This is a genomic window from Streptomyces sp. B93, assembly GCF_018070565.1.
In the GTDB taxonomy this organism is placed as follows: Bacteria; Actinomycetota; Actinomycetes; order Streptomycetales; family Streptomycetaceae; genus Streptomyces.
The window spans coordinates 319,171-343,718 of sequence record NZ_JAGPXL010000001.1 but is presented as its reverse complement, the minus strand read 5'-3'; the positions used below and the strand labels follow the sequence as shown (position 1 = coordinate 343,718).

Here is a 24,548-nt window from a genome sequence, read left to right as displayed (position 1 = left end):
ACCAGCCACGACGAACCGGTGGTCGCCATTGGACCTCGCGCCCCGACCCAGTAGGCGTACATTGGATCACCATGGCGCCGCTCCCCATGCCCTCCACGGAGCCCGACGGCTCCGCCGTCCTCCGCGTCCTCAGCTACAACATCCGCTCGATGCGCGACGACACCGCCGCCCTCGCCCGAGTGATCACCGCCTGCGCCCCCGACCTGGTCCTCCTGCAGGAGGCCCCCCGCTTCTTCCGCTGGCGCAAGAAGCTCGCACGGCTCGCCTCCGCCTCCGGCCTGGTGATCCTCTCCGGAGGGGGCACGGCCGCCGGTCCCGCCCTGCTGTGCTCCCTGCGCGCCACCGTCGAGCGCACCGAGGACGTCCTGCTGCCGCTCACCCCCGGTGAACACCGGCGTGGTCTCGCCACCGCCGTCGTCCGCTTCGGCGGCGCCCGTCTCGGCGTCGTCAGCTGCCACCTCTCGCTCCGGCGGGAGGAGCGGTACGAGCAGGGCGGCATGCTGCTCGACCGGCTCGCCGCGCTGGGCACCGAGCACGTCGTCGCGGGCGGCGACCTCAACGAGCGGCCCGACGGCCCCACCTTCCGGCGGCTCGCCGACAGCCTCCAGGACTGCTGGGCCACCGCCCCCTGGGGCGCCGAGCACACCTTCCCGCCCGCCGACCCTTGCCGGCGCATCGACGCGGTCTTCGCCGGCAAGGGCGTCGAGGTACTCGGCTGCGGGGTCCCCCTCGGCCACCCCGGAGTGACCGGGAGGGACCTGAGGGCGGCCACGGACCACCTTCCGGTCCTGGCCGCCCTCAGAGTGCCCGCCGCGGTCTAGACGCCGGCTAGACGACCGCTCCCCGCCCGGGATCGTCGTCCTCGTCCTCGTCCGTGCGCATCCGCGTCACCAGCGTCGCGAAGCCGCCGAGGAAGCCGCCGATCCCGACGACGGTCAGCCACCAGGTCATCTCCCAGCCCAGCAGCACCGCCAGCAGGAGCAGCAGCGGACCGCCGAGCACCGCCAGCCAGGCGAACCGGGAGGTGACGTCGGCGGTGGGCAGCGGCGGCGGCTCGGGCGGCACGAAGTGGCCCTCGTCGTCCGGGCCCAGGTCGTCCTCGGACGGCTCGGCCACGGAGTAGTCACGGGGGCCGGACCCGGCGCCCACCCCGGGGGCGAAGGTCACCGAACCGCCCAGCGGCGTACTCGGGGCCGCCGCGCCGCGGTCCGCCTCGCCGTCGTCCGTCTTGGTGTCGCCCGCCTCCTGGTCCCTCTGGTCCTGCGGCTCGGAGCCGTTCGGCTCGGCCTCCAGCAGGGCGAGGTCCTCCACCGACTTGAAGGGCTTGGCGCCCGGCGGGTCCGGCGGCTCGTCGCCGTACGCGGCGACGATCGCGGCCCACGCGGCCTCCTCGTCGAACGGGACCCCACGCTCCTCCGGCTCACGGTCCTCGCGGTCCGAGTCGTGCTCAGCCACCTGTGGCCGTCCCTTCCTTGCCGACACTGGGCGCGAGCCGGCCGATGAACGCGAGGCTCTCCTCGAAGATCCGGTCCGCGTCGTGGTCCAACGTCGCGACGTGGTAGCTCTGTTCCAGCAGGATCTCCTGCACGTCCGTCGACGAGACCCGGCTGAGGATGCGTGCCGAGTCGGCGGGCGGCACCACATGGTCCTGCGGGCTGTGCAGCAGCAGCAACGGCTGGGTGACCTGCGGCAGCTCGCCGTCGACCCGGCGGAAGAAGTTCCGCAGGGAGTGCGCGGCGTGCAGCGGGACCCGGTCGTAGCCGATCTCGACGCTGCCCGGCTTGGCGATGTCGCTGGCGATGCCCCGGGTGGTGCGGACCAGGTGCCGGGCCACCGGGAGGGCGTACGCGGACAGGCCGTGCACCTTGTTCGCCGGGTTGACGACCACGACACCGCTGATCGCGTCCCCGTGCCGGGCCGCGAGCCGCAGCGCGAGGGCGCCGCCCATGGACAGACCGCACACGAAGACCCGCGCACAGTGCGCGCTGAGGGCGCGCAGCTCGCGGTCCACCTCCGCGTACCAGTCCTGCCAGCCCGTGAGCTGCATGTCCTCCCAGCGGGTGCCGTGGCCGGGCAGCAGCGGCAGGGTGACGGTCAGGCCGTGCCCGGCGAGGTACTCCGCCCAGGGGCGCAGCGACTGGGGTGAACCGGTGAAGCCGTGGCAGAGCAGTACGCCGACGTCGCCGCCTTCATGGCGGTACGGCTCGGCACCAGGGAGGACCGGCACCATCGGTCTCCTGTTCAGTGAGAGGGACTGTGAGGACATCGTGAGGGACGGTGAGCTTCACCGTACGCGACCGCACTGACACCGACCAGGGCCGCAGGCCCTCTCGCACCGGCTCCGGGTTAAGGTCTGTCCGACAGACACAGGAGGCACTCGGTTGTTGTACGGCGCGATGAAGGTATCCATCGGGGGTCCGCTGAAGCTTGTCTTCCGGCCCTGGGTGGAGGGCCTGGAGCACATTCCCGCCGAGGGCCCCGCGATCCTCGCCTCCAATCACCTGTCCTTCTCGGACTCGTTCTTCCTGCCCGCGGTCCTCGACCGCAAGGTCACCTTCATCGCGAAGGCCGAGTACTTCACCACGCCCGGTCTCAAGGGCCGGATGACCGCCGCGTTCTTCAAGGGCGTCGGTCAGCTGCCGGTGGACCGCTCCGGGGCGCGCGGCGCCGGTGAGGCGGCGATCAGGAGCGGTATCGAGGTGCTGGAGCGCGGCGAGCTGTTCGGGATCTACCCGGAGGGCACCCGCTCGCCCGACGGCCGCCTCTACCGCGGCAAGCCGGGCGGCCTCGCGCGCGTGGCGCTCGCCACCGGTGCCCCGGTGATCCCGGTCGCGATGATCGACACCGAGAAGATCCAGCCGCCCGGTCAGGTGATGCCCAAGCTGATGCGGCCCGGCATCCGGATCGGCAGGCCGCTGGACTTCCGCCGCTACCAGGGCATGGAGCACGACCGTTTCGTGCTGCGCGCGGTGACCGACGAGGTCATGTACGAGATCATGAGGCTCTCCGGCCAGGAGTACGTCGACATGTACGCGACGGCGGCCAAGCGGCAGCTCGCGGAGGCGGCGAAGGCCGAGAAGGAGGCCGCCAAGGCGGCGAGGGCCGCGCTGGCGCAGGCCGAGAAGGAACAGGCGGAGAAGGAGAAGCGGGCCGAGCGGGGCGACCGGACGCAGTAGCGTTCGGTTCGGGCCGCACCGCGGTCCGGCCAGGGGGGTGGCGGACGTGGCCGAGCGTGAGCGGGTCATGAAGATGTCGGTGGAGCAGCCGCTGTGGCGGGCGCTGACCGGTTACCGGGTGCTGACCATGCTCTACGCGGTCGGCCTGTTCATCAGCGCGCACGACGACTTCGCCCGGCCCTGGGCCGCGGTCGTCTACTTCGCCGTCCTCGTCGTGTGGACCCTGGCGACCCTGCCCCGGGTGGCGAACGCGGCCAGCTGCACCCGGTGGTTCCTGGCCGCCGATCTGACCATCGCGCTCGTCGGCATCCTGCTGACCCGGTTCGCCGACTCCGTCGAGCGCATCGAGGCGGGCAACGCGACGCTGCCGTCGATATGGACCGCGGGCAGTGTGCTGGCGTTCGCCCTCAAGGGCGGCTGGCGCTGGGCGGCCTTCGCCTCCACCCTGGTCGCCGCCGCCAACCTCCTCCACCGCGGCTCCCCGACCCGGGACACCGTGCACGCCGTGATCCTGGTCTGGGTCGCCTCCATCGCCATCGGCTACGTCGTCGAGGTCGCCCGCGCCTCCGAGCGCACCCTCGCCCGCGCCCTGGAGATCGAGGCCGCCACCCGGGAGCGCGAGCGGCTCGCGCGGGACATCCACGACAGTGTCCTCCAGGTGCTGGCGATGGTGCAGCGCCGGGGCGCGGTCATCGGCGGCGAGGCGGCCGAGCTGGGGCGGCTCGCGGGCGAGCAGGAGGTGGCGTTGCGCACCCTGGTCTCCGGCGGCCTGCGCGCCCCGGACGCCCCGCGGGCCGCGGTCCCGCCGCCCCGGTCCGAGGACCCGGACGTCCCCGTCGACCTGCGCCCGCTGCTCGCGCCGTACGCCGGTGCCCGGGTCAGTCTCGCCGAGCCCGGCGCCCCCGTGCCACTGCCGCCGGCCACCGCCGCCGAGCTGGCCGCGGCCGTCGGGGCGGCCCTGGACAACGTGCGCAGGCACGCCGGGGAGGACGCCAGCGCCTGGATCCTCGTCGAGGACGAGCCCGACGAGGTGATCGTGACCGTCCGCGACGACGGCCCCGGCATCCCCGAGGGGCGGCTCGCCCAGGCCGAGGGCGAGGGCAGGCTGGGGGTGGCCCTGTCGATCCGGGGGCGGCTGCGTGACATCGGCGGCACCGCCGAGCTGATCTCGGTGCCGGGCCAGGGCACCGAGGTCGAGCTGAAGGTGCCGAAGGACCTCAACACCGTACGGGGGAAGGCGGAGACGCGATGAGTGAGCAGCAGGGGCCGATCCGGGTGATGGTGGTCGACGACCACCCGATGTGGCGCGACGCGGTCGCCCGTGACCTGGCGGAGGCGGGCTTCGACGTGGTGGCCACCGCGGGCGACGGCGAGCAGGCGGTGCGCCGCGCCAAGGCCGCCGCGCCCCAGGTGCTGGTCCTCGACCTGAACCTGCCCGCCAAGCCGGGCGTCCAGGTCTGCAAGGAGCTGGTCGCCGCCGACCCGGCCCTGCGCGTCCTGGTGCTGTCCGCGAGCGGGGAGCACGCGGACGTGCTGGAGGCGGTGAAGTCCGGCGCGACCGGCTACCTGGTGAAGTCGGCGTCCACCGCCGAACTGCTGGACGCGGTGCGCAGGACGGCCGTGGGCGACCCGGTGTTCACCCCGGGCCTCGCCGGTCTGGTCCTCGGCGAGTACCGCCGCCTCGCCGCCGAGCCCGCGCCCGCCCCGGACGCGGGCGAGCCCGACGCGCCCCGGCTGACCGACCGGGAGACCGAGGTGCTGCGGCTGGTCGCCAAGGGGCTGAGCTACAAGCAGATCGCCGAGCGCCTGGTGATCTCCCACCGCACCGTGCAGAACCACGTCCAGAACACCCTCGGCAAGCTCCAGCTGCACAACCGCGTCGAACTCGTCAGGTACGCCATAGAACGCGGCCTCGACGAGGAGTAGCACGGGTGGCGTCGCGGGTAGCGTGAGGCGTACGGCAGCACGGTCCACGCATACGGCAACCTCGGCGAAGGGACCTCCCATGCGGGTCGGAGTACTGACCGGAGGCGGCGACTGCCCCGGGCTCAACGCCGTCATCAGGGGCATCGTCCGCAAGGGCGTGCAGGAGTACGGCTATGAGCTGACCGGTTTCCGGGACGGCTGGCGCGGCCCCATGGAGGGCGACGTCATGCGGCTCGACATCCCCGCCGTGCGCGGCACCCTGCCCCGCGGCGGCACCATCCTCGGCTCCTCGCGCGCCGATCCCTTCCAGCACGGCGAGGCCGCGGTGCGCCGGGTCCGCGAGAACCTCGCCAAGCACGAGGTCGACGCGCTCATCACCATCGGCGGCAAGAACACCCTGACGGTCGCGGCCCGCCTCTTCGAGGAGTACGGCGTGCCCTGCGTCGGCGTGCCGAAGACCATCGAGAACGACCTGCCGTCCACCGACTACACCTTCGGCTTCGACACGGCCGTCACCATCGCCACCGAGGCCATCGACCGGCTGCACACCACCGCCGAGTCCCATATGCGCGTCCTGGTGGTGGAGGTGATGGGCCGTCACACCGGCTGGATCGCCGTCCGCTCGGGCCTCGCCGGTGGCGCCAACGTGGTCCTCATCCCCGAGCAGCCCTTCGACCTGGACCAGGTGTGCGCCTGGGTGACCTCACGGTTCAGGGCGTCGTACGCCCCCATCGTGGTCGTCGCGGAGGGCGCCGCGCCGGTGGGCGGCGACCCGATGCCGGGGGACGACGACGAGTCGGAGCCCGCCGGGCCGGTGCCGCCGTCCGGGATCGGCGAGTGGCTGGCCCGGGAGATCGAGCGGCGCACCGGCAAGGAGGCCCGCACCACGGTGCTCGGCCATGTCCAGCGCGGTGGCACGCCCACCGCCGCCGACCGCTGGCTCGCCACCCGGTTCGGGCTGCACGCCATCGACTGCGTCCGCGACGGCGCCTTCGGCCGGATGGTGGCCCTGCGCGGCACCGACATCGTCCGGGTCCCGCTCGCCGAGGCGAAGGCGCCGCTGAAGACGGTCGACGCCGGGCTCTACGACGAAGTCGGGGTCTTCTTCGGCTGAAGATCGTATATTCGCCCTGGCGGGGCATGTGCGCCCGCCGGAACGAACACGGCTCACGACCCGGGGAGACCCTGTGGAGATCCTGGCCTTCGGAGTGCAGGCCGACGAGAGGCCCCTGATCGAGAACGCCTTCCGCGGCCACCACGAGGTCCGCTGCCTGGACGTCTTCCTCAACGCGGACACCGCCCCCATCGCCGCCGGGCACGAGATCATCTGCACCAGCGTCAACTGCGACCTCGGCCACCAGGTCCTCCAGACCCTCGCCAAGGGCGGCACCCAGATGGTCGCCCAGCGCTCCACCGGCTTCAACAACATCGACCTCGGGGTCGCCGAGCGGCTCGCCATGACGGTCGCCCGGGTGTCGTACTACTCGCCGTACTCCGTCGCCGAGTTCGCCTGGACGCTCGCCATGGCCGTCAACCGCCGTATCGTGCGCGCCTCCACCCGCACCCGCGACTTCGACTTCCGCCTCGACGGCCTGATGGGCCGCGACCTGCACGGCCGCACCGCGGGCGTCCTCGGCACCGGCAAGATCGGCGAGGCGTTCGCCCGGATCGCCCACGGCTTCGGCATGCGCCTGCTCGGCTGGGACATCGCCGAGAACCCCGCCTGTGTGGAGCTGGGCATGGAGTACGTCCCCAAGGAGCGTCTCCTCGCCGAGTCCGACGTCGTCTCCCTGCACGTCCCCCTGCTGCCCCAGACCGAGCACCTCATCGACGCCGCCGCGCTGAAGTCGATGAAGGACGACGCGATCCTCGTCAACTCCAGCCGCGGCGGCCTCATCGACACCGCCGCCCTCGTCATCGAGCTGCGCGCGGGCCGCTTCACGGGCGTCGGCCTGGACGTGTACGAGGCGGAGGCGGGCCTGTTCTTCCTCGACAAGTCCCTCCAGGCCATCGAGGACGACACCCTGGCCCGCCTCGTCACCTTCCCCAACGTCCTCGTCACGTCCCACCAGGCGTACTACACCGTGGACGCCGTCGGCCAGATCATCGACACCACCGTGGCCAACGTCCTCGACTACCGCGCGGGCCGCCGCTCGGAGAACGTGCTGGTGCCGCGCAGCTGACCGGCCAGCTCCCGCACCACCCCGGCGCCGTTCAGCGACAGCACCGACTCGGGGTGGAACTGCACGCCCGCGAACCCTGGCCCGCGCAGCGCGTGCACCTCGCCCGTGGCGCTCCGGCTGACCTCCACGCCGTGCGCCGCCAGCTCGGCCGCCGACTCGTCGTCGCAGCGCGCCACGAAGCTGTTGTAGAAGCCGACCGTCTCCGGCCGCCCGAACAGGTCGACCGTCACTTGCGCCCCCTGGTACGGAACCTCCTTCCGTACGATGTCCAGCCCCAGCTCCGCCGCGATCAGCTCATGGCCGAGACAGACACCGAGCACCCCCTGCCGGTGCCCCCCGACGACCTCCGCGGTCAGCGCGCGCAGGAACCGCATCTTCGGATCGGCCGTGTCGGCGGGGTCACCGGGGCCGGGCCCCAGCACCAGCAGCCCGTCGTGCCCGAGCACCGCCTCCCTGAGCCCCGGCTCGTCGTACCGGCGCACGGTCACGTCGAGGCCGCCGGAGCGCAGCACGTGCGCGAGCATCGCCGTGAAGGTGTCCTCGCCGTCGACGACCAGCGCGTGCCCCGCCAGGACGTCCGAGCGCTCCTGCATCCGCAGCCAGAACGGCGCCAGCGCGCCCCGGCGCCCGTCCAGCGCGGCCCGCACCCGGGGGTCGTCGGCCAGTCGCGGCCGTACGGACTCCTCGCGCGGCCGGGACGGACCTACCCCCAGGGCCGCCAGCACCCCGGCCGCCTTGGCGTGCGTCTCCGCCACCTCGCCCGCCGGGTCCGAGCCGCGCACCAGGGTGGCGCCGACGGGGACGCGCAGCCGGCCGTCGCGGGAGATGTCGGCGGTACGGATGAGGATGGGGGAGTCCAGGGTCTGGGCCCCGCCGGAGTCCCGCCCGAGGAGGGCCAGCGCGCCCGCGTAGTAGCCCCGGCCACCGGTTTCGTGCCGCTCGATGACCCGGCAGGCGTTCTGCACCGGTGAGCCGGTGACGGTCGCCGCGAACATGGTCTCCCGCAGCACCTCCCGCACGTCCAGCGAGGACTTCCCGCGCAGCTCGTACTCGGTGTGCGCGAGGTGCGCCATCTCCTTCAGCCGCGGCCCGACGACGACCCCGCCCATGTCGCCGACGGTGCACATCATCTTCAGCTCCTCGTCGACCACCATCGACAGCTCCTCGATCTCCTTGCCGTCGGCGAGGAAGGAGAGCAGGTGCTCGGGCGTGGGCCCCTCGGCGGGGTAGCGGTACGTCCCGCTGATCGGGTTCATGACGACCGTGCCGCCCGCCATCCGCACATGCACCTCAGGGCTCGCGCCGACCAGCGTCCGCTCCCCGGTGTGCACCACGAACGTCCAGTACGCGCCCCGCTCCCCGACCAGCAGCCGCCGGAACAGCGCCAGCGCGTCGGCTCTGCCGAAGCCGGGGATCTCCCCCTCGTACGTCCGGCGGATGACGAAGTTCGCGCCCTCGCCGCGCCCGATCTCCTCGCGCAGCACGCGCCCGACGACGGCCTCGTACTCCTCGTCGGACACGTCGAAGCCACCGCCCTCGACGTGCACGTCATGCGACGGGAGCCCATCCAGGGCCTCGGCGAGCGGGATCTCGTACCTCTCCTCGGGCACGAGCACGCTGAGCGGCGTCCCGTCGTCGCGGACGTCGAAACCGCGCTCCCGGATCTGCCGGAACGGGACGAGGGCCAGCCCCTCGCCCGGCAGGTCGGCGAGCCGTTCGCGGGTGACGGCCGGGCCGACGAGGACCTCGACCGTCTCCTGGTCGTGGCCCGGGGCGCGGCGGCGCAGCAGGGCGAACGGACGGGGGTCGTCCAGAAGTGCGAGCAGGTTCATGGGGCCGTGCTCCTTCTCGGTGTCTCGGTGAGAGAGAGAACGGCCCGGAAACGCCGAAGGCCGCCTCTCGGGCGGCCTTCGCGAAGTTTCTCGTACGCGCAGTCAGTGGGCCGCCGAAGGAGCGGTCCACCACCAGTTCTGGATCGAGTGCGCGAACATGACACGGACCCTACCGCATGTCCACGGGGCGTACGCCGTGTCTCATCAGCTGGGCATGGGGCAAAGCGGCCGACACGACCCCGTAATGTGGTGGACGTGACCGTGAACGCTAAGACCAGCGCCACCGCTGGCAACACCTGGCGAGACCTGCCCGCGGCGCAGCAGCCCGAGTACCCCGACACCGAGGCTCTGCGCGCAGTGATCGCGGACCTCGAGTCGTATCCGCCGCTCGTCTTCGCGGGCGAGTGCGACCAGCTGCGCGCCCGGATGGCGGCCGTCGCCAAGGGAGAGGCGTTCCTCCTCCAGGGCGGCGACTGCGCGGAGTCGTTCGACGCCGTCGGCGCCGAGCAGATCCGGGCCAAGCTCAAGACCCTCCTCCAGATGGGCGCGGTGCTGACGTACGCCGCCTCCGTGCCGGTCGTGAAGGTCGGCCGGATCGCGGGCCAGTACTCCAAGCCGCGCTCGAAGTCGACCGAGACCCGTGACGGCGTGACCCTGCCGTCGTACCGGGGCGACTCGGTCAACGGCTTCGACTTCACCGAGGCGGCCCGCGTGCCGGACCCGGAGCGGCTGAAGCGGATGTACCACGCGTCGGCGTCCACGCTGAACCTGGTGCGCGCCTTCACCACGGGCGGCTACGCCGACCTGCGCCAGGTGCACGCCTGGAACCAGGACTTCGTGAAGTCCTCCCCCTCCGGGCAGCGCTACGAGCAGCTCGCGCGGGAGATCGACAACGCGCTGAACTTCATGCACGCCTGCGGGGCCGACCCGGAGGAGTTCAAGACGGTCGAGTTCTACAGCTCCCACGAGGCGCTGCTGCTCGACTACGAGTCCGCGCTCACCCGCGTCGACTCCCGCACCGGCCAGCTCTACGACGTCTCCGCGCACATGGTGTGGATCGGTGAGCGCACCCGGCAGCTGGACCACGCGCACATCGAGTTCGCCTCGCGCATCCGCAACCCGATCGGCATCAAGCTCGGCCCGACCACCACGGCCGAGGAGGCGCTCCAGTACATCGAGCGGCTCGACCCCGACCGGGAGCCGGGACGGCTGACGTTCATCGTGCGGATGGGCGCGGACAAGATCCGGGACCGGCTGCCGGAGCTGGTGGAGAAGGTCACCGCGTCCGGCGCCACCGTGGCCTGGGTGACCGACCCGATGCACGGCAACACCTTCGAGGCGGCCTCCGGTCACAAGACCCGCCGCTTCGACGACGTGCTCGACGAGGTCAAGGGCTTTTTCGAGGTCCACAAGGCTCTCGGCACCCACCCGGGCGGCATCCATGTCGAGCTGACCGGTGACGATGTCACCGAGTGCGTGGGTGGCGGCGACGAGATCTTCGTCGACGACCTGCACCAGCGCTACGAGACGGCCTGCGACCCCCGGCTGAACCGCAGCCAGTCGCTGGACCTGGCCTTCCTCGTCGCCGAGATGTACCGGGACCAGTAACCGGGACGGTGCCGGTTCGCCCGTTACAGGGGCGTCGACTGGGGCGCGGATCACATGCGATCCGCGCCCCGCTCGACTTTTGCGGCACCTGAGTGACGGGTAAGGTTAGGTTAGCCTCACCGATCAAGGGTCGGTACGGCACGACCCTGATCCCAGTCGGGAGGTGAACCCGCGTGTTCGTGTGCAGTTGCTTCGGCATCACGGAGCAGCAGGTCAAGCAGCATGCGGAGGACGGCGCCTGCACGCCGCGGCAGATAGCCTCGGCCTGCAAGGCGGGCACCGACTGCGGCGGCTGTGTGCGCCGTATCCAGGCCCTCCTCGGACGGGGCAGCTGTCCGCGCCGGGAACTGGCGGACCAGGGCAGGTCCCCGCTCGCGGACATGACCAGCAAGCCCGCGGCCGTGCGGGTGACCGCCGAGGCGGCCTGAACCCGGAGCCCGAACCGGGTCAGTGGCCGGAGAAGCCGCCCGTGCCCGGACCGGAGGCGTCGGGCTGGCTCTGCTCGATGAGCGTCGACAGGTAGAGCGACTCGCCCAGCTTCTCGATCAGGTCGAGCTGGGTCTCCAGGTAGTCGATGTGGTGCTCCTCGTCGGCGAGGATCGCCTCGAAGATGTTGGCCGAGGTCACGTCGCCCTTGGCGCGCATCACCTCCACACCGCGCCGCAGCCGGTCGATGGCCTCGACCTCGATCTGCCGGTCCGCCTCGAACATCTCGGTCACCGTCTGCCCGACGCGGACGTGGAACAGCCGCTGGTAGTTGGGCAGGCCGTCCAGCAGCAGGATGCGGTCGGTCAGCACCTCCGCGTGCCGCATCTCGTCGAAGGACTCGTCGCGGGTGTACTTGGCGAGCTTCGTCCACCCCTTGTGGTCCTGAAGCTTGGAGTGCAGGAAGTACTGGTTGATCGCGGTCAGCTCGGCGGTCAGCTGCTCGTTGAGCAGTTCGAGGACCTCGGGGTCGCCCTGCATACGGGGCTCCTTCCACGTGGGGACGCCGGAATCGGAGGTTGCCGCCGCATGATTGCACCGGCGTAGAAGATCGTCCAGTAAGTGCGTACTTAGTAAGTAAGGGCATGCTTAGCGCCAGTTGACCGATTCCTCCCGACCCTGGTCCTGTGCACCGTCCGTGTTCTGTCAGGATGGACACCATGGATCGTCCGGTGGAGAGCGAAACAGGAGAAGCGGCACGGTACGAGCTTCCGCCGGGGCAGCGAGTCCAGCGCGGCTGGCCGGTCACCCACTACGGACCGGTACCCAAGTTCCGGACCGAGCGCTGGGAGTTCAGGGTCTTCGGCGCCACCGCCGACGGCGCGAAGCACTGCTGGAACCACGAGGAGTTCACGGCCCTGCCGTACACCACGGTGGTGGCCGATCTGCACTGCGTGACGAAGTACAGCATGCTCGGCGCGGAGTGGGGCGGAATCCCCGCCCGCACCATCCTCGACATCGCGCCGCCCGCCCCCGACGTCACCCATGTGATGGTGTGGGCGGAGTACGGCTTCAGCTCCAATCTGCGCCTCACGGACTTCACCGCCGAGCGCACCCTCTTCGCCACCCACAAGGACGGCGAACTGCTCACCGCCGAGCACGGCTTCCCGCTGCGCCTGATCGTCCCCCACCTGTACGCCTGGAAGGGCCCGAAATGGGTCCGCGGGGTGGAGTACATGACCACCGACCGGCGGGGCTTCTGGGAGGAGCGCGGCTACCACAACATCGGCGACCCCTGGCGGGAGCAGCGGTACTCGTACCAGGAGGAGCCGGGGGAGGGCCCGGAACTCTGACGTCGGACCGGGCCTCAGCCGTCCCGGAGCTTCTTCAGCCGCTCCACGTCCGCCGCGTGCCCCTCCTTGCCGCCGGGGGTCTCGATGACCAGCGGAACGCCCTCGGTGGCGGGGTGCGTCATCAGCGCCCGGAACGGGTCCTCGCCGATGTGACCGGAGCCGATGTTCGCGTGCCGGTCCTTGTGGGCGCCGACCACGTCCTTGGAGTCATTGGCGTGGATCAGCTTCAACCGGCCCTCGCCGACCGTGTCCACCAGCAGGTCGAGGGTCTGGTGCATGCCGTCCGGGCCGGTCAGGTCGTGGCCCGCCGCGAAGATGTGGCAGGTGTCCAGGCAGACGCCCAGCTTCGGGTGGGCGTCCAGCGCCTCGAAGTACGGTCCGAAGTCCCAGGTGCGTGAGCACAGCGAGGAGCCCTGGCCCGCGGTGGACTCCAGCAGCAGGAACGGGTCGTCGTCACGGGTCAGCTCGTCGAGCAGCGGCAGCAGCCGCTCCCGCACCTGGCGCAGGGCCACCGACCGCTCCCGGCCGCCGGTCGCGCTCCCGGTGTGCACCACCACGCCGAGCGCGCCGATCTCCCGCCCGCGCCGCAGCGAGTGCCGCAGCGACTCCACCGACCTGTCGACGGTCGCCTCGGTGTGCGAGCCGAAGTTGATCAGGTACGGGGCGTGCACGTACGCCGGTATGGACTCCGCCGCGCAGGCCGCGCGGAACGCCTCGTCCTGCCGCGGGTCACCGCTCGGGGTGGCCCACCCGCGCGGATTGGCGACGAAGACCTGCACGGTCTCCGCCCCCAGGTCACGGGCGTAACGGAGCCCGACGGTGTTCAGTCCACCGGCGACGGGCACATGCCCGCCGACGGGATTGCGCGAGACGCTCACGTACGGCCTTCTCAACCGATCTTGATGGTGATCGTCGACCCCTTGGGCGCCGTCTCACCACCCTCGACGGACTGGCTCTCCACGGTGTCGCCGCCGAACAGCCCGAAGAACCCGCGGTCCTCCTTGACCTCGAATCCGGCGCCCTGGAGCTTGTCCTTGGCGTCGCCGACGCTGTCGCCGACCACGTCCGGGACCTCGATCATCTCGGGGCCCTTGGAGACCGTCAGCGTGACCGTGTCGCCCTCGGCGGCCTCGGCGTCGGCGCCCGGCGACTGCTGGGCCACCTGGCCCGCGTCGACGTCGGAGTGGACCTGCTCCTCGGCGATCCGCACCTTCAGGCCCGCCTGGAGGAGTTCCTCCCGGGCGTCCTCCAGGTCGTCGCCGACGACGTCCGGCACGTCGACGGGCTGGCCCTTGCTGACCGTGAGCGCGATCGCCGAGCCCGAGCGCAGCTCGGTGCCGCCCTCCGGGTCGGTGCTGATGACGAAGCCGGCGGGGACGTCGTCGCTGAACGCGCGCGTGACCGTGCCCGGCTCCAGCCCTTCCTGCTCGATCACGTCCTTCGCCCGGTCCAGCCGGTACCCCGCCACATCGGGCACCCGCACGGTCTCCGGGCCGCGCGAGACGGTGAGGCCGACGGAGCCGTTGCCCCGGATTCTGCTGCCCGGCGCCGGGTCCGTGCTGATCACGGTGCCGCGCTGGGCCGTGTCGCTGTAGGCGTGCTCGACCTTGCCGACCTCGAGACCGGCGTCGGCCAGCCGGTCCCGGGCCTCCTGCTCGGTCTGCGCCAGCAGCGACGGGACCTTGGTGAACTGGCCGGAGTTGATGTACCAGACGCCCACACCGAGGCCGAGGGCCAGCAGCACGGCCGCCACGATGGTGACCAGCCCGCGCCGGGGCAGCCGGGCCCGGGAGCGCGGCGGCAGCGGTGGTGCCTCCAGCCGGCTGGTGAGGTTCGGGCCGTACGGCCCGTCCCCGCCGGCGGGCAGCGTCCGGGGCACCGTCAGGGAGCGCGGGAGGACGCTCGTACGGTCCTCGGCGTTGTCGTGGTCCGCGGTGAGCGCCTGCGGCGGCACCGCGTCCAGCTGCTCGTCGCTGAGCGCGCCGCGCGCCGTACGGGCCTGCGCGAGCAACGCCACGGCGTCGTGCGGCCGGACCTCGGGGTTGCGCGCGGTCGCCGAGGCGACCAGCTCGTCCAGCTCGTACGCGAGACCCGGCACGGTCGCCGAGGGCGGGGGCACGTCCTCGTGGAGGTGCTTGTAGAGGACCACGGCGGGGGACTCCCCGTCGTGCGGCTTGCCGCCGGTGAGCATCTCGTGCAGGACCACCCCGCACGCGTACACGTCGACGCGCGCGTCGGCCCGGCCGCCCTCCTCGATCTGCTCGGGCGCGAGATAGGAGACGGTGCCCAGCACGGCGCCGGTGGTGCTGGTGACCGTGTCCACGGACCGTACGAGTCCGAAGTCGGCGACCTTGACCCGGCCGTCGTCCCCGATGAGCACGTTCTCCGGCTTCATGTCCCGGTGCACGAACCCCGCGCGGTGCGCGGCGCCCAGCGCGGCGAGCACCGGCTCCAGGATGTCCAGCGCGGCACGCGGCTGGAGCGCCCCGCGCTCGCGGAGCACATCGCGCAGGGTGCAGCCCGCGATGTACTCCATGGCCAGGTAGACATACGCCCCGTCGGTCCCCTGGTCGAACACCTGGACGACATTGGGGTGCGCGAGCCGCGCCACCGACTTGGCCTCACGGATGAACCGCTCGACGAACGTCCCGTCCGCCGCGAGGCCGGGATGCATCACCTTGACCGCGAGAATCCGGTCGAGCCGGGTGTCCACGGCCCGGTAGACCGTGGCCATCCCACCGACGGCGATCCTCGCGTCGATGCGATAACGGCCGTCGAGCACCTGCCCGACGAGAGGGTCCTGAAGGGTCGTGTCCACGCAGGTGAGTGTACGAGCAGCGACCGACACACCCGGCCGGTTACTCCAAGATCGCACCAGACCTGAAGCCCACCTGTGACGCAATCCACGAACGCAGAGCCGCCGACGGCGCTCGGCCACCCACGGGAAACCCGAGCCTGTCAGCCGACTGGAAACGGGTGGTGCGCGAGTGGGAGAGAAAGGGGCAACGGCAACGCCGGTTCAGAAGGCGGGCCGCTCAGGATCAAGCACCGCCAAGCCCTCCGCGGGAGACGACGCCGAGGCGAACCGCCGCCGCGGAATCCGCCCCGCGCGGTACGCGAGCCGCCCCGCCTCCACGCCATGCCGCATCGCGTCAGCCATGAGAACGGGCTCCTGCGCCCGCGTCACGGCGGACGCCAGCATCACCCCCGCACACCCCAGCTCCATCGCGAGCGCCGCGTCCGACGCCGTACCCGCCCCCGCGTCCAGGATCACCGGCACCCCCGCCCGCTCCACGATCAGCTCGAAGTTGTGCGGGTTGCGGATGCCGAGCCCCGACCCGATCGGCGACCCCAGCGGCATGATCGCGGCACACCCGGCGTCCTCCAGCTTCCGCGCCAGCACCGGGTCGTCGTTGGTGTACGGCAGCACCGTGAACCCGTCGTCGACCAGCGTCTCCGCCGCGTCCAGCAACTCGACCGGGTCCGGCAGCAGCGTCCGCTCGTCGGCGATGACCTCCAGCTTGACCAGGTCCGTACCGAGCGCCTCCCGCGCCAGCCGCGCCGTCAGCACGGCCTCACCGGCGGTGAAGCAGCCCGCGGTGTTGGGCAGCACCCGGATGCCGAGCCGGTCCAGCACGGACAGCACCGAACCCCGTACCGAGGGGTCCACGCGCCGCATCGCGACGGTCGTCAGCTCGGTGCCGGAGGCCACCAGCGCCCGCTCCAGCACCTCCAGGCTGGGCGCCCCGCCGGTGCCCATGATCAGACGGGACGTGAACGACGTACCGCCGAGGACGAAGGGATCGTCGGCCATGGTCAGCCTCCTTGGACGGCGGTGAGGACTTCGACGCGGTCGCCCTCGGCCAGGGACGTGGACGGCCACTGCGCCCGCGGGACGACGGTCTCGTTGAGGGCGGCGGCCACTCCGGAGGGCGCCGCGGTGAGCGTTCTGACGAGGGCGTCGAGAGCCGTACCGGGCGCGACGCTCCGGGACTCCCCGTTGACGGAGATGTTCATGCGGGCTGCTCCATGAGTGCGGGGGCTTGCGTGAAGCGCTGCGGGGTGAAGGGCCGGGCGACCTCCGGCAGCTCCCCGGTGGTCAGGACGTGCGCCATGGCGTCGCCGGTGACCGGGGTGAGCAGCACCCCGTTGCGGTAGTGCCCGGTGGCCAGCAGCAGCCCGTCGAGGGCGGTCGGGCCGAGCAGGGGCGCGTTGTCGGGGGAGCCGGGACGCAGACCCGCGCGGGTCTCCGTCAGGGGCAGCTCGGTGATCCCCGGCATCAGCTCGTGTGCGTCGCGCAGCAGCTCGTACACCCCGCCCGCGGTGACCGTGGTGTCCCAGCCCAGATCCTCGCTGGTGGCGCCGACGACCAGCTCGCCGTTCTCACGCGGCACCAGGTAGACATGGCTGCCGCGGACCATCGCGCGGACGGTACGGCTGAGGAACGGCGCGTACCGTGGGGGCACGGCCAGCCGCAGCACCTGCCCCTTCACCGGCCGCACGGGCGGCAGTACGGCGTCGGGGACGCCCGCGAGCCGCCCGCTGAGGCTGCCCGCGGCCAGCACCACCCGCTCGGCGGTCAGCGCGTCGCCGTCCCGCGTGAGCACACCCGTGGCGCGGTCCCGGACGACCGTGAGCCGCTCGGCCCAGCTCCGGTGCAGGACCACCCCCGCACGCTCACAGGCGGTGAACAGCGCGGCGGCCAGCCGCCGGGGGTCGATCTGGTGGTCGCCGTCGACCCGCAGTCCGCCGCGCACCCCGGGCGCGAGCATCGGTTCCAGACGGCGGCAGTCCCGCCCGGACAGCCAGGTGGACTCCAGCCCCGACTGCCGTTGCAGGGCGTGCAGTTCGCGCAGGTGGGCGCGGTCGTCGGCGTCCAGCGCGACGGCCAGCGTGCCGCTGCGGCGGTAGCCGAGGTCATGGCCGGTGAGGTCGGTGAGTTCGGCCGCGAAGTCGGGGTAGCGGTGGGCGGAGGCCAGGTTCAGGCCGAGCAGGGTCTGCTCGCCGTAGTGCAGTTCGGTGACGGCGGCCAGCATCCCGGCGGCCACCTGCGCCGCCCCGCCGCCGGGTTCGGGGTCCACCAGCGCGGTCCGCAGCCCGCGCTGTGCGGCCCGCCACGCGGTGACCAGGCCGATGATTCCGCCCCCGACGACGAGGACGTCTGACGTACGCGACATGGGCGTCCAGCCCCTCCCTTCGCCGGCATGACCCGGATCAGGTTCGTACGGTCGGAGGCCGCCAGCCTCCCTCTCAGCCCGGTGCGTCCGGGCTCCCGCGAGTGCTTTACGTTGGCCACCACCCTAGCCGCTGCCGCGACGTCTCTGTAAGGGAGCCTCCCGCATGCCCCGATCCCTCGACGGCCTCGTCCTCGCCCCGGTCGCCGACCAGGCCCCAGGCCAGGTCGGCACCCGCACCCGCTTCACGTACCACGAGCAGGACGGCCAGATCTGGGCGGAGTACGCGGGCGGGGACGTGGTGCGCGGCCGTCTGGTGGGAACCCGCGCGGGTGACCGGCTGGACTTCCGGTACGTCCAGCTCAAGGCGGACGGGACGACGTCCTCGGGGCACTGTGTGTCGACGGTCGTGGAACTGTCCGACGGGCGGGTCCGGTTGGAGGAGACCTGGGAGTGGGAGTCGCAGGAGGGCAGCGGCACCAGCGTTGTGGAACAGGTCACTGAGCACGCCCCCTGACTGACTTTTCGTCAGGTGTCTATGGTGATCAGGTGAGCGAGCAGCAGCAGGCACGGGGAGCAGCCACGCCACGGCGCGTGGTCGTCGCGGGCGCGGGCATGGCCGGGGTGCAGACCGCGGTCGCCCTGCGCGAACAGGGCTTCACCGGCACGGTGACCCTGATCGGCGCGGAACCGCACCAGCCCTACGACCGGCCGCCGCTGTCCAAGGCCGTCCTGCTCGGCAAGGCCGAGGACTCCGCCTTCGACGTCGACTTCGAGGCGCTCGGCATCGAGCTGCGGCTGGGCTGCGAGGTGGCGGGCGTGCGCCCCGCCGACCACGAGCTGGACACCGAGTCCGGGCCCGTCCCGTACGACGTCCTGGTCGTCGCCACCGGCGCCGAGCCGGTCCGGCTGCCGGGCACCGAGGGCGTGCCCGGGGTGCATCTGCTGCGCACCCTGGACGACGCCGAACGGCTGCGGCCGGTGCTCGCCCGGCAGCACGACATCGTGGTCGTCGGCGCGGGCTGGATCGGCGCCGAGTTCGCCACCGCCGCCCGGGAGGCGGGCTGCGCGGTGACGGTGGTGGAGGCCGCCGACCGCCCGCTCACCGGTTCGCTGCCCGCCGAGGTGGCCCTCCCCATGGCGGCCTGGTACGCCGACAGCGGGGCCGTCCTGCGCACCCACGCGCGCGTGGCGCACATCGAGCCCGGTGTGGTGGTCCTCGACGACGGCTCCCGGCTGCCCGCGGACGCGGTCGTGGTCGGGGTCGGTGCCCGGCCCGCCACGCGCTGGCTCGCCGGGTCCGGCATCACGCTGGGCGCGTGGGGCGAGGTGGTCGCCGACGACCGGCTGCGCACCTCCGCCCCGGACGTCTACGCGGTCGGCGACTGCGCCTCCTTCCCCTCGGGGAGGTACGGTGAGCGGCTGCTCGTCCACCACTGGGACAACGCCCTCCAGGGGCCGCGCACGGTCGCCGCGAACATCGTGGGAGAGGCGCCCGCCGCCTACGACCCGGTGCCGTACTTCTGGTCCGAGCAGTTCGGCCGCTTCGTGCAGTACGCGGGCCACCACGCCATCGCCGACTCCACGGTGTGGCGCGGCGACCCGTCCGGCCCCGCCTGGGCCGTGTGCTGGCTGCGCGGGAACCGTCTGGTCGCGCTGCTGGCCGTGGGCCGCCCCAGGGACCTGGCCCAGGGCAGGCGGCTGATCGAGGCGGGCGCGACGATGGACCCGGGGCTGCTGGCCGACCCGGCCCGGCCGCTGAAGTCCGCGACCGCCTGAGGGCCCCGCGGCAGCCCGCCGTCCGCCCGGGTGGGCGGGGCTGGCTTCCGACTGTCAGTGGGGGATGGCACGCTTGTTGGCGTGACCGAGATTGACGCAAAGATCGATGCTCTCGTCCCCGCCTGGCTCACCCTCCCCGACATCGCGGAAATGCTCGATGTCGAGGTGACGCGCGTGCGGCAGCTGGTGAAGGAGGGCCAGCTGATCGCCGTGCGCCGTGGCGAGAACCGCGCGCTGCACGTCCCCGCCGCCTTCATCGACGGGGACCGGGTCGTCAAGGGCCTGTCCGGGACCCTGACGCTCCTGCGGGACGACGGCTTCACCGACGAAGAGATGCTGGAGTGGCTCTTCACCCCCGACGAGAGCCTGCCCGGCACCCCCGCGCAGGCCCTGAGCGAGAATCGCGGTACGGAGGTGAAGCGCCGAGCCCAGGCGCTCGCCGTCTGATCCGACCGACCGCCTGAGGTGTACGGGCCCCGGCGCCCCCGCGGCCCGTACACCACCGACCACGGGGGACCACGTATGCCCGCCACCGCCGCCACCGCCCGCGACCAGCTCGCCGACGCCCGGCTCTACCTGTGCACGGACGCCCGCGGGCGCCAGGGCGACCTGCCCGAGTTCCTGGACGCGGTCCTGGCGGGCGGTGTCGACATCGTGCAGCTGCGCGACAAGGGCATGGAGGCGGCCGAGGAGCTGGAGCACCTGGAGGTCTTCGCCGAGGCCTGCGCGCGGCACGGAAGACTGCTCGCGGTCAACGACCGCGCGGACGTCGCCCACGCCGCGGGCGCCGACGTCCTCCACCTCGGCCAGGGCGACCTGCCGGTCCCGGCGGCCCGTGCCCTCCTCGGCGAGGAGGTGCTGATCGGCCGCTCCACGCACGCCGAGTCCGAGGCCGCCGCTGCCGCCGTCCGGGACGGCGTGGACTACTTCTGCACCGGCCCCTGCTGGCCCACCCCCACCAAGCCCGGCCGTCACGCCCCCGGCCTCGACCTGGTCAGGTACACCGCCGGGCTCGGCACCGACCGCCCCTGGTTCGCCATCGGCGGCATCGACCTCGGCAACCTCGACGAGGTGCTCGCCGCGGGCGCCCGCCGGGTCGTCGTGGTGCGCGCGATCACCGAGGCCGCCGACCCGGGGGCCGCGGCGGCGGAGTTCGCCAAGCGGTTGCGGGCGGCGTAGGTCTGGTCCTCGGGGACGCGTGGAGGCACTGTTTCGGCCGGTGTGTCCAAGGGATGGACAACAGCGCGACAAATCAGGCAATTTTCCCGACTCCGGTTGGGTGAACACCGCCCCCTGGCTAACCTGCCCGTATGGCCCTCGGCACCGCATCCACCAGGTCGGACCACGCTCCGACCGTGCGCGACATGCTCGCGACCGGCAGGACGACGTATTCCTTCGAGTTCTACGCCCCCAAGACCGCGAAGGGCGAGCGGAACCTGTGGAACGCGCTGCGCCGGGTCGAGGCCGTGGCACCCGACTTCGTCTCCGTGACCTACGGTGCGGGCGGCTCCACCCGCGCGGGCACCGTCAAGGCGACCGAGCGGATCGCCTCCGACACCACCCTCACCCCGATCGCCCACCTCACGGCCGTCGACCACTCGGTGGCCGACCTGCGCAACATCATCGGCCAGTACGCCGACGCCGGGATCCGCAACATGCTCGCGCTGCGCGGCGACCCGCCCGGCGATCCGATGGGTGACTGGGTGGCGCACCCCCAGGGCCTCACCTACGCCGCCGAACTCGTCGAACTGATCAAGACCTCCGGTGACTTCTGCGTCGGCGTCGCCGCCTTCCCCGCGATGCACCCGCGCTCCAGCGACTGGGACGCCGACGTCAGCCACTTCGTGGACAAGTGCCGCGCGGGCGCGGACTACGCCATCACGCAGATGTTCTTCCAGCCCGAGGACTATCTGCGGCTGCGCGACCGGGTCGCGGCGGCCGACTGCGACACCCCGATCATCCCCGAGGTCATGCCCATCGCCAGTGTGAAGACGCTGGAGCGTGTGCCCTATCTCACCAACGCCGCGTTCCCCGCCGACCTGAAAGAGCGGATCCTCACAGCAAAAGACAATCCCGCCGCTGTACGCTCCATTGCAATCGACTTCGCCACGGAGTTCTGCGCACGGCTGCTGGCCGAGGGAGTGCCGGGTCTGCACTTCATCACGCTCAACAACTCCACGGCGACACTGGAAATCTACGAGAACCTGGGTCTGCACCGCCCACCGCAGGCCTAGACCGGTCGCACCGGCGTACGACACACTGCGTAGCGGCCATCTGGGAGAGGGGCGTACATGGGCTGGACGGTCCTCTACATCGCGTTCGGCGTCGTCGCGCTGTGGCTGCTCGGCGAGGTGCTGTTGCAGTACAAGGCGCGGCTGCGCTGGCGGCTGCTCGCCTTCGCGGGCTTCCTCGGTGTCGTCGTCGGCGTGCTGATCCCCTCCGTCGTCGTCATCGGCTTGGGCGCGGCGGCCTTCGCGGTCGGCCAGACCTACGTCACCCTCTCCTTCCGGCGCGGCTTCGCCGCCGGGTGGGCGGTCACCGGCCGCCCCCGCTTCGGCCGGCGCGGCGAGGCGGAGCACCAGGACCCGACCCTGGAGGTCTCCGACCTCGAGACGGCCGACAACGGCTACGACGACGGCTACGGCCACCGCGACCAGGCGTCCTACGGCGACGAGTACGACCGCGACGACGTGTTCACCCCGTCCCGTCCCACCGGCGATCCCACGGCCGCCGAGACCACCGCCGTCTACGAGCCCCAGCCGCTCCCGGACGACACCGGCTCCTACGGCATATACGGCGACGCCCCCGCCGCCGACCAGCAGCCCCAGGACCAGTACGCCACGGCCGCCCAGTCCGCCGACCAGGGCTACGGCTACGACTACTCCGGCTACAACCAGCAGGGTTACGGCTACGACACCACCGGCCAGCAGTACGCCGCCTACTCGGACCCGTACATCGGCACCCAGACCTACGGCGGCGGCACCTCCTACGACACCGGCTACGCCGACCAGACGTACGGTCAGCAGGGCTACACCCAGGACCAGTACGCGACCGGCGGCTACGGCGGCGACGGCACCCCGCCCGGCGGCGTCTGGGTCCCGCAGCAGCGCAGCACCGACGACCCCTACGGCGGCGAACTCCCGCCGGAGCAGCCCTACCCCTACGAGGGCGACGGGCAGCCGCAGGGCGGCCACGGCTACGACGAGCGGTACCGCTTCTGACCCTGCGTCTGCACCTGCCAAGGGCCGGGCCCCGTTCGCGGGGCCCTTCTCGCGTCACTGCGAGCCGCGGAACTCCGGTCCCTCCACGATCAGTCCGGCGACCAGCGCGCCCGACATGCCCGCGTGCGGGAGCCCACCGCCGGGGTGCGACCAGCCGCCGACCGTGAACAGGCCCGGCACACCGGTGGTGTTCGACGGGTGCAGCAGCCGGCCCCCGGCAGCCGCCAGCGCCGGAGCGGGTATCGCGCCGCCCACCGCACCGGTCGCCTCCGCGACATCGTCCGGGGTGCGCACCTCGTGCCACAGCAGGCGCTCCCGCAGGCCGGGCACGGCGCGTTCGGCGGCGGTGATCATCGCTTCGGCCAAGGGGCCGTGGTCCGACGCCGTCCCGGCCGGGACGGTGGCGGTCAGCGTCACCGCCTCGTGCCCGGCGTCCGGGACCAGGGCCGGGTCATCGGGCCGCAGCACCGTCACCGTGGGGTGCGCTACCGTCCCCGGCGGCGTACCGAACACGGCGTCCAGCTCGGCGTCGCGGTCCCGGGTGTGCACCACCGTCCGGTGCGCCGTGCCCTCCGGGCGGCCGCCGCGCAGCGCCAGCAGCACCGTGAGCCGACTCGGCAGCCCGTGCTGCGGGGGGACCTCTCCCGCGCCGCCCCGCACCGCCGTGCCCGTGACGATCCGGTCCAGCGTCCGGGGCGCGACACCGGCGACCACGAAGTCCGCCTCGGCGACCGCGCCGCCGGACAGTTCCACGCCCGCCGCCCGGCCGTCCTTCTCCAGCACCCGTGTCACCTCGGCGCCGAAGACGAACTCGACCCGGCGGGCCACACAGCGCTCGTACACCGCGCACGCCAGCTCCCGCAGCCCGCCGCGGACGTACCAGGTGCCGAAGGCGTGGTCCATGTAGGGCAGCAGGGCCGTGCTCGCCGGGGCCGTACGCGGATCCAGGCCGTACGCCAGCGCGTGGCTCTCCAGCAGGGCGGCGAGCCGGGGATCACGCAGCTCCCAGGCGGCCACCTCGGCGAGGGTGCCCGCCCTGCGGGTGCGCAGCAGCCTCTTGTGCGGCACCGCCGGATAGGGCTCGCGCTCGGCCAGCACCCGCCAGTTCGGCCACAGCGGCTCCTCCAGCAGCGGCCTGCGCGAACGGTCCCACGCCTCCCGGGCCCGCACCAGGAAGTCGCCCCAGCGCCCGCCCGCCCCGGCGCCCAGGGCCTCGTCCAGCGCCGCGACGACGCCCGCGCGCGAGGCATTCGGCAGGGCGGCCCCGGTGCCGTCGGCGAAGAGGTGGCGGGCCGACGGGTCGACCTGGACCAGCTCGACGCGGTCCTCCAGCGGCTCCTTGCCGGTCTTCAGGAACAGGTCGCGGTAGACCGCGGGCAGCGGCAGCAGTCCGGGGCCGGTGTCGAAGGAGAAGCCGTCGCGCTCCCACCGGCGCACCGCGCCGCCGTAGGTGTCCGTCCGCTCGTACACCGCCACCCGGTGGCCCGCGACGGCCAGCCGGGCGGCGGCGGCCAGTGCGCCCATCCCGGCGCCGATCACCGCAATCCGTGCCATGCCCGCGACCCTATCGGCCGCCACTGACAATCCACCCACGAGCCCGGTTGCCGCGGGGCCGGGTGCGCAGTGCTGAGTACCGGTACTCAGGTGACGAGATGAGTACGCGCGCGGATGGGCTGCGACCTGCGGGGACGAGAGAGTGGAGGCACGGGAAGGGGCAGGGCGCCGGCACCGCCGACACGGGGCGGCGGAACGGCACCCGCTCCGGACCGCTCCTTCCGTCGGCCCGGGTCGGCGGAAGCGAGACACGGGGGTGTTCGGGGGAACGACCGAACGGGTCCAACGGGGGAACGGGGGAACCGAGGGCCCTACGG

26 protein-coding genes and 1 riboswitch are annotated in these 24,548 nt (G+C 72.5%); of the genes, 15 read left to right on the top strand and 11 right to left on the bottom strand.

Features of this window, described 5'->3' with window-relative positions; genetic code table 11:
- Positions 1–71: 71 nt before the first annotated feature.
- Positions 72–821, top strand: coding sequence for an endonuclease/exonuclease/phosphatase family protein (locus tag KBY47_RS01595; RefSeq protein ID WP_210919005.1), 750 nt, complete (start codon positions 72–74; stop codon positions 819–821).
- A 7-nt stretch (positions 822–828) separates the two neighbouring features.
- Here the strand turns inward: KBY47_RS01595 and KBY47_RS01590 are convergent, their stop codons facing one another.
- Together KBY47_RS01590 and KBY47_RS01585 are read right to left on the bottom strand one after the other, a co-directional pair.
- Positions 829–1,455 carry a hypothetical protein gene (locus tag KBY47_RS01590; protein ID WP_210919004.1) on the bottom strand — a complete coding sequence of 209 codons (627 nt, stop codon included), beginning with the start codon at positions 1,453–1,455 and terminating at the stop codon, positions 829–831.
- A complete protein-coding gene (locus KBY47_RS01585) occupies positions 1,448–2,227 on the bottom strand; it encodes a carboxylesterase (protein ID WP_210919003.1) in 780 nt (259 codons plus the stop codon). Before KBY47_RS01585 ends, KBY47_RS01590 begins: the two co-directional genes overlap by 8 nt.
- A gap of 169 nt (positions 2,228–2,396) precedes the next feature.
- Between KBY47_RS01585 and KBY47_RS01580 the strand changes: the two genes are divergently transcribed.
- The 5 genes from KBY47_RS01580 (at position 2,397) to KBY47_RS01560 (ending at position 7,285) form a co-directional block, all read left to right on the top strand.
- A complete protein-coding gene (locus tag KBY47_RS01580) occupies positions 2,397–3,176 on the top strand; it encodes a 1-acyl-sn-glycerol-3-phosphate acyltransferase (RefSeq protein ID WP_210919002.1) in 780 nt (259 codons plus the stop codon).
- A 46-nt stretch (positions 3,177–3,222) separates the two neighbouring features.
- Complete coding sequence (macS, locus tag KBY47_RS01575; protein ID WP_210919001.1) at positions 3,223–4,428, top strand: MacS family sensor histidine kinase; 1,206 nt, start codon at positions 3,223–3,225, stop codon at positions 4,426–4,428.
- A complete protein-coding gene (locus KBY47_RS01570) occupies positions 4,425–5,102 on the top strand; it encodes a response regulator transcription factor (protein WP_210919000.1) in 678 nt (225 codons plus the stop codon). The genes macS and KBY47_RS01570 overlap by 4 nt, the downstream gene beginning before the upstream one ends.
- A 79-nt stretch (positions 5,103–5,181) precedes the next feature.
- Complete coding sequence (locus KBY47_RS01565; RefSeq protein ID WP_210918999.1) at positions 5,182–6,216, top strand: 6-phosphofructokinase; 1,035 nt, start codon at positions 5,182–5,184, stop codon at positions 6,214–6,216.
- 73 nt (positions 6,217–6,289) lie between these two features.
- The gene (locus KBY47_RS01560; protein ID WP_210918998.1) at positions 6,290–7,285 is read left to right on the top strand and encodes a 2-hydroxyacid dehydrogenase; all 996 of its coding nucleotides are present in this window, start codon (positions 6,290–6,292) and stop codon (positions 7,283–7,285) included.
- Here KBY47_RS01560 and KBY47_RS01555 read toward each other — a convergent pair.
- Both KBY47_RS01555 and KBY47_RS37315 read right to left on the bottom strand, forming a co-directional pair.
- A complete protein-coding gene (locus tag KBY47_RS01555) occupies positions 7,237–9,117 on the bottom strand; it encodes an anthranilate synthase family protein (protein ID WP_210918997.1) in 1,881 nt (626 codons plus the stop codon). The genes KBY47_RS01560 and KBY47_RS01555 overlap by 49 nt on opposite strands.
- Positions 9,118–9,219: 102 nt before the next feature.
- The gene (locus KBY47_RS37315; RefSeq protein WP_210919157.1) at positions 9,220–9,276 is read right to left on the bottom strand and encodes a trp operon leader peptide; all 57 of its coding nucleotides are present in this window, start codon (positions 9,274–9,276) and stop codon (positions 9,220–9,222) included.
- A gap of 96 nt (positions 9,277–9,372) precedes the next feature.
- Between KBY47_RS37315 and KBY47_RS01545 the strand changes: the two genes are divergently transcribed.
- Both KBY47_RS01545 and KBY47_RS01540 read left to right on the top strand, forming a co-directional pair.
- Positions 9,373–10,725, top strand: a complete 1,353-nt coding sequence (locus KBY47_RS01545) for a class II 3-deoxy-7-phosphoheptulonate synthase (protein WP_210918996.1) — start codon at positions 9,373–9,375, stop codon at positions 10,723–10,725.
- Between the two features lie 173 nt (positions 10,726–10,898).
- Positions 10,899–11,153, top strand: coding sequence for a bacterioferritin-associated ferredoxin (locus tag KBY47_RS01540; protein ID WP_210918995.1), 255 nt, complete (start codon positions 10,899–10,901; stop codon positions 11,151–11,153).
- A 19-nt stretch (positions 11,154–11,172) separates the two neighbouring features.
- On the opposite strand, the gene bfr is transcribed toward KBY47_RS01540, so the two are convergent.
- Complete coding sequence (bfr, locus tag KBY47_RS01535; RefSeq protein WP_210918994.1) at positions 11,173–11,691, bottom strand: bacterioferritin; 519 nt, start codon at positions 11,689–11,691, stop codon at positions 11,173–11,175.
- Between the two features lie 179 nt (positions 11,692–11,870).
- Between bfr and KBY47_RS01530 the strand changes: the two genes are divergently transcribed.
- Positions 11,871–12,503 carry a sulfite oxidase-like oxidoreductase gene (locus tag KBY47_RS01530; RefSeq protein WP_210918993.1) on the top strand — a complete coding sequence of 211 codons (633 nt, stop codon included), beginning with the start codon at positions 11,871–11,873 and terminating at the stop codon, positions 12,501–12,503.
- A 14-nt stretch (positions 12,504–12,517) separates the two neighbouring features.
- Here the strand turns inward: KBY47_RS01530 and KBY47_RS01525 are convergent, their stop codons facing one another.
- The 5 genes from KBY47_RS01525 to thiO all read right to left on the bottom strand — a co-directional run bounded on the left by KBY47_RS01525 (position 12,518) and on the right by thiO (position 17,680).
- Positions 12,518–13,381: a deoxyribonuclease IV gene (locus tag KBY47_RS01525; protein WP_308405002.1), complete on the bottom strand. Its 864-nt coding sequence runs from the start codon at positions 13,379–13,381 to the stop codon at positions 12,518–12,520.
- 11 nt (positions 13,382–13,392) lie between these two features.
- Positions 13,393–15,321: a Stk1 family PASTA domain-containing Ser/Thr kinase gene (gene pknB / locus KBY47_RS01520; RefSeq protein ID WP_210918991.1), complete on the bottom strand. Its 1,929-nt coding sequence runs from the start codon at positions 15,319–15,321 to the stop codon at positions 13,393–13,395.
- A 201-nt stretch (positions 15,322–15,522) separates the two neighbouring features.
- On the bottom strand, positions 15,523–16,317 hold the full coding sequence (locus KBY47_RS01515) for a thiazole synthase (protein ID WP_210918990.1): 795 nt from the start codon (positions 16,315–16,317) through the stop codon (positions 15,523–15,525).
- 2 nt (positions 16,318–16,319) lie between these two features.
- Positions 16,320–16,520 carry a sulfur carrier protein ThiS gene (gene thiS / locus KBY47_RS01510; protein ID WP_210918989.1) on the bottom strand — a complete coding sequence of 67 codons (201 nt, stop codon included), beginning with the start codon at positions 16,518–16,520 and terminating at the stop codon, positions 16,320–16,322.
- Entirely contained in the window at positions 16,517–17,680 is a 1,164-nt protein-coding gene (gene thiO / locus KBY47_RS01505; RefSeq protein ID WP_210918988.1) for a glycine oxidase ThiO, read from the bottom strand. The genes thiS and thiO overlap by 4 nt, the downstream gene beginning before the upstream one ends.
- A riboswitch (TPP riboswitch) is annotated at positions 17,678–17,789 on the bottom strand. It overlaps the preceding gene by 3 nt.
- A gap of 54 nt (positions 17,790–17,843) precedes the next feature.
- Between thiO and KBY47_RS01500 the strand changes: the two genes are divergently transcribed.
- The 6 genes from KBY47_RS01500 (at position 17,844) to KBY47_RS01475 (ending at position 22,677) form a co-directional block, all read left to right on the top strand.
- Complete coding sequence (locus KBY47_RS01500; RefSeq protein WP_210918987.1) at positions 17,844–18,194, top strand: hypothetical protein; 351 nt, start codon at positions 17,844–17,846, stop codon at positions 18,192–18,194.
- Between the two features lie 32 nt (positions 18,195–18,226).
- Positions 18,227–19,456, top strand: a complete 1,230-nt coding sequence (locus tag KBY47_RS01495) for an NAD(P)/FAD-dependent oxidoreductase (protein WP_210918986.1) — start codon at positions 18,227–18,229, stop codon at positions 19,454–19,456.
- A gap of 81 nt (positions 19,457–19,537) precedes the next feature.
- Positions 19,538–19,903: an Rv2175c family DNA-binding protein gene (locus KBY47_RS01490; RefSeq protein WP_210918985.1), complete on the top strand. Its 366-nt coding sequence runs from the start codon at positions 19,538–19,540 to the stop codon at positions 19,901–19,903.
- A gap of 75 nt (positions 19,904–19,978) precedes the next feature.
- Positions 19,979–20,635 (top strand): thiamine phosphate synthase, encoded by a 657-nt coding sequence (gene thiE, locus KBY47_RS01485; protein WP_210918984.1) that lies wholly within the window; start codon positions 19,979–19,981, stop codon positions 20,633–20,635.
- A 131-nt stretch (positions 20,636–20,766) separates the two neighbouring features.
- Complete coding sequence (gene metF, locus KBY47_RS01480; RefSeq protein WP_210918983.1) at positions 20,767–21,690, top strand: methylenetetrahydrofolate reductase [NAD(P)H]; 924 nt, start codon at positions 20,767–20,769, stop codon at positions 21,688–21,690.
- Positions 21,691–21,747: 57 nt separating this feature from the next.
- Positions 21,748–22,677: a hypothetical protein gene (locus KBY47_RS01475; RefSeq protein ID WP_210918982.1), complete on the top strand. Its 930-nt coding sequence runs from the start codon at positions 21,748–21,750 to the stop codon at positions 22,675–22,677.
- A 54-nt stretch (positions 22,678–22,731) separates the two neighbouring features.
- Here KBY47_RS01475 and KBY47_RS01470 read toward each other — a convergent pair whose 3' ends face one another.
- Positions 22,732–24,231 carry an NAD(P)/FAD-dependent oxidoreductase gene (locus KBY47_RS01470; RefSeq protein WP_210918981.1) on the bottom strand — a complete coding sequence of 500 codons (1,500 nt, stop codon included), beginning with the start codon at positions 24,229–24,231 and terminating at the stop codon, positions 22,732–22,734.
- Positions 24,232–24,548 lie beyond the last annotated feature (317 nt).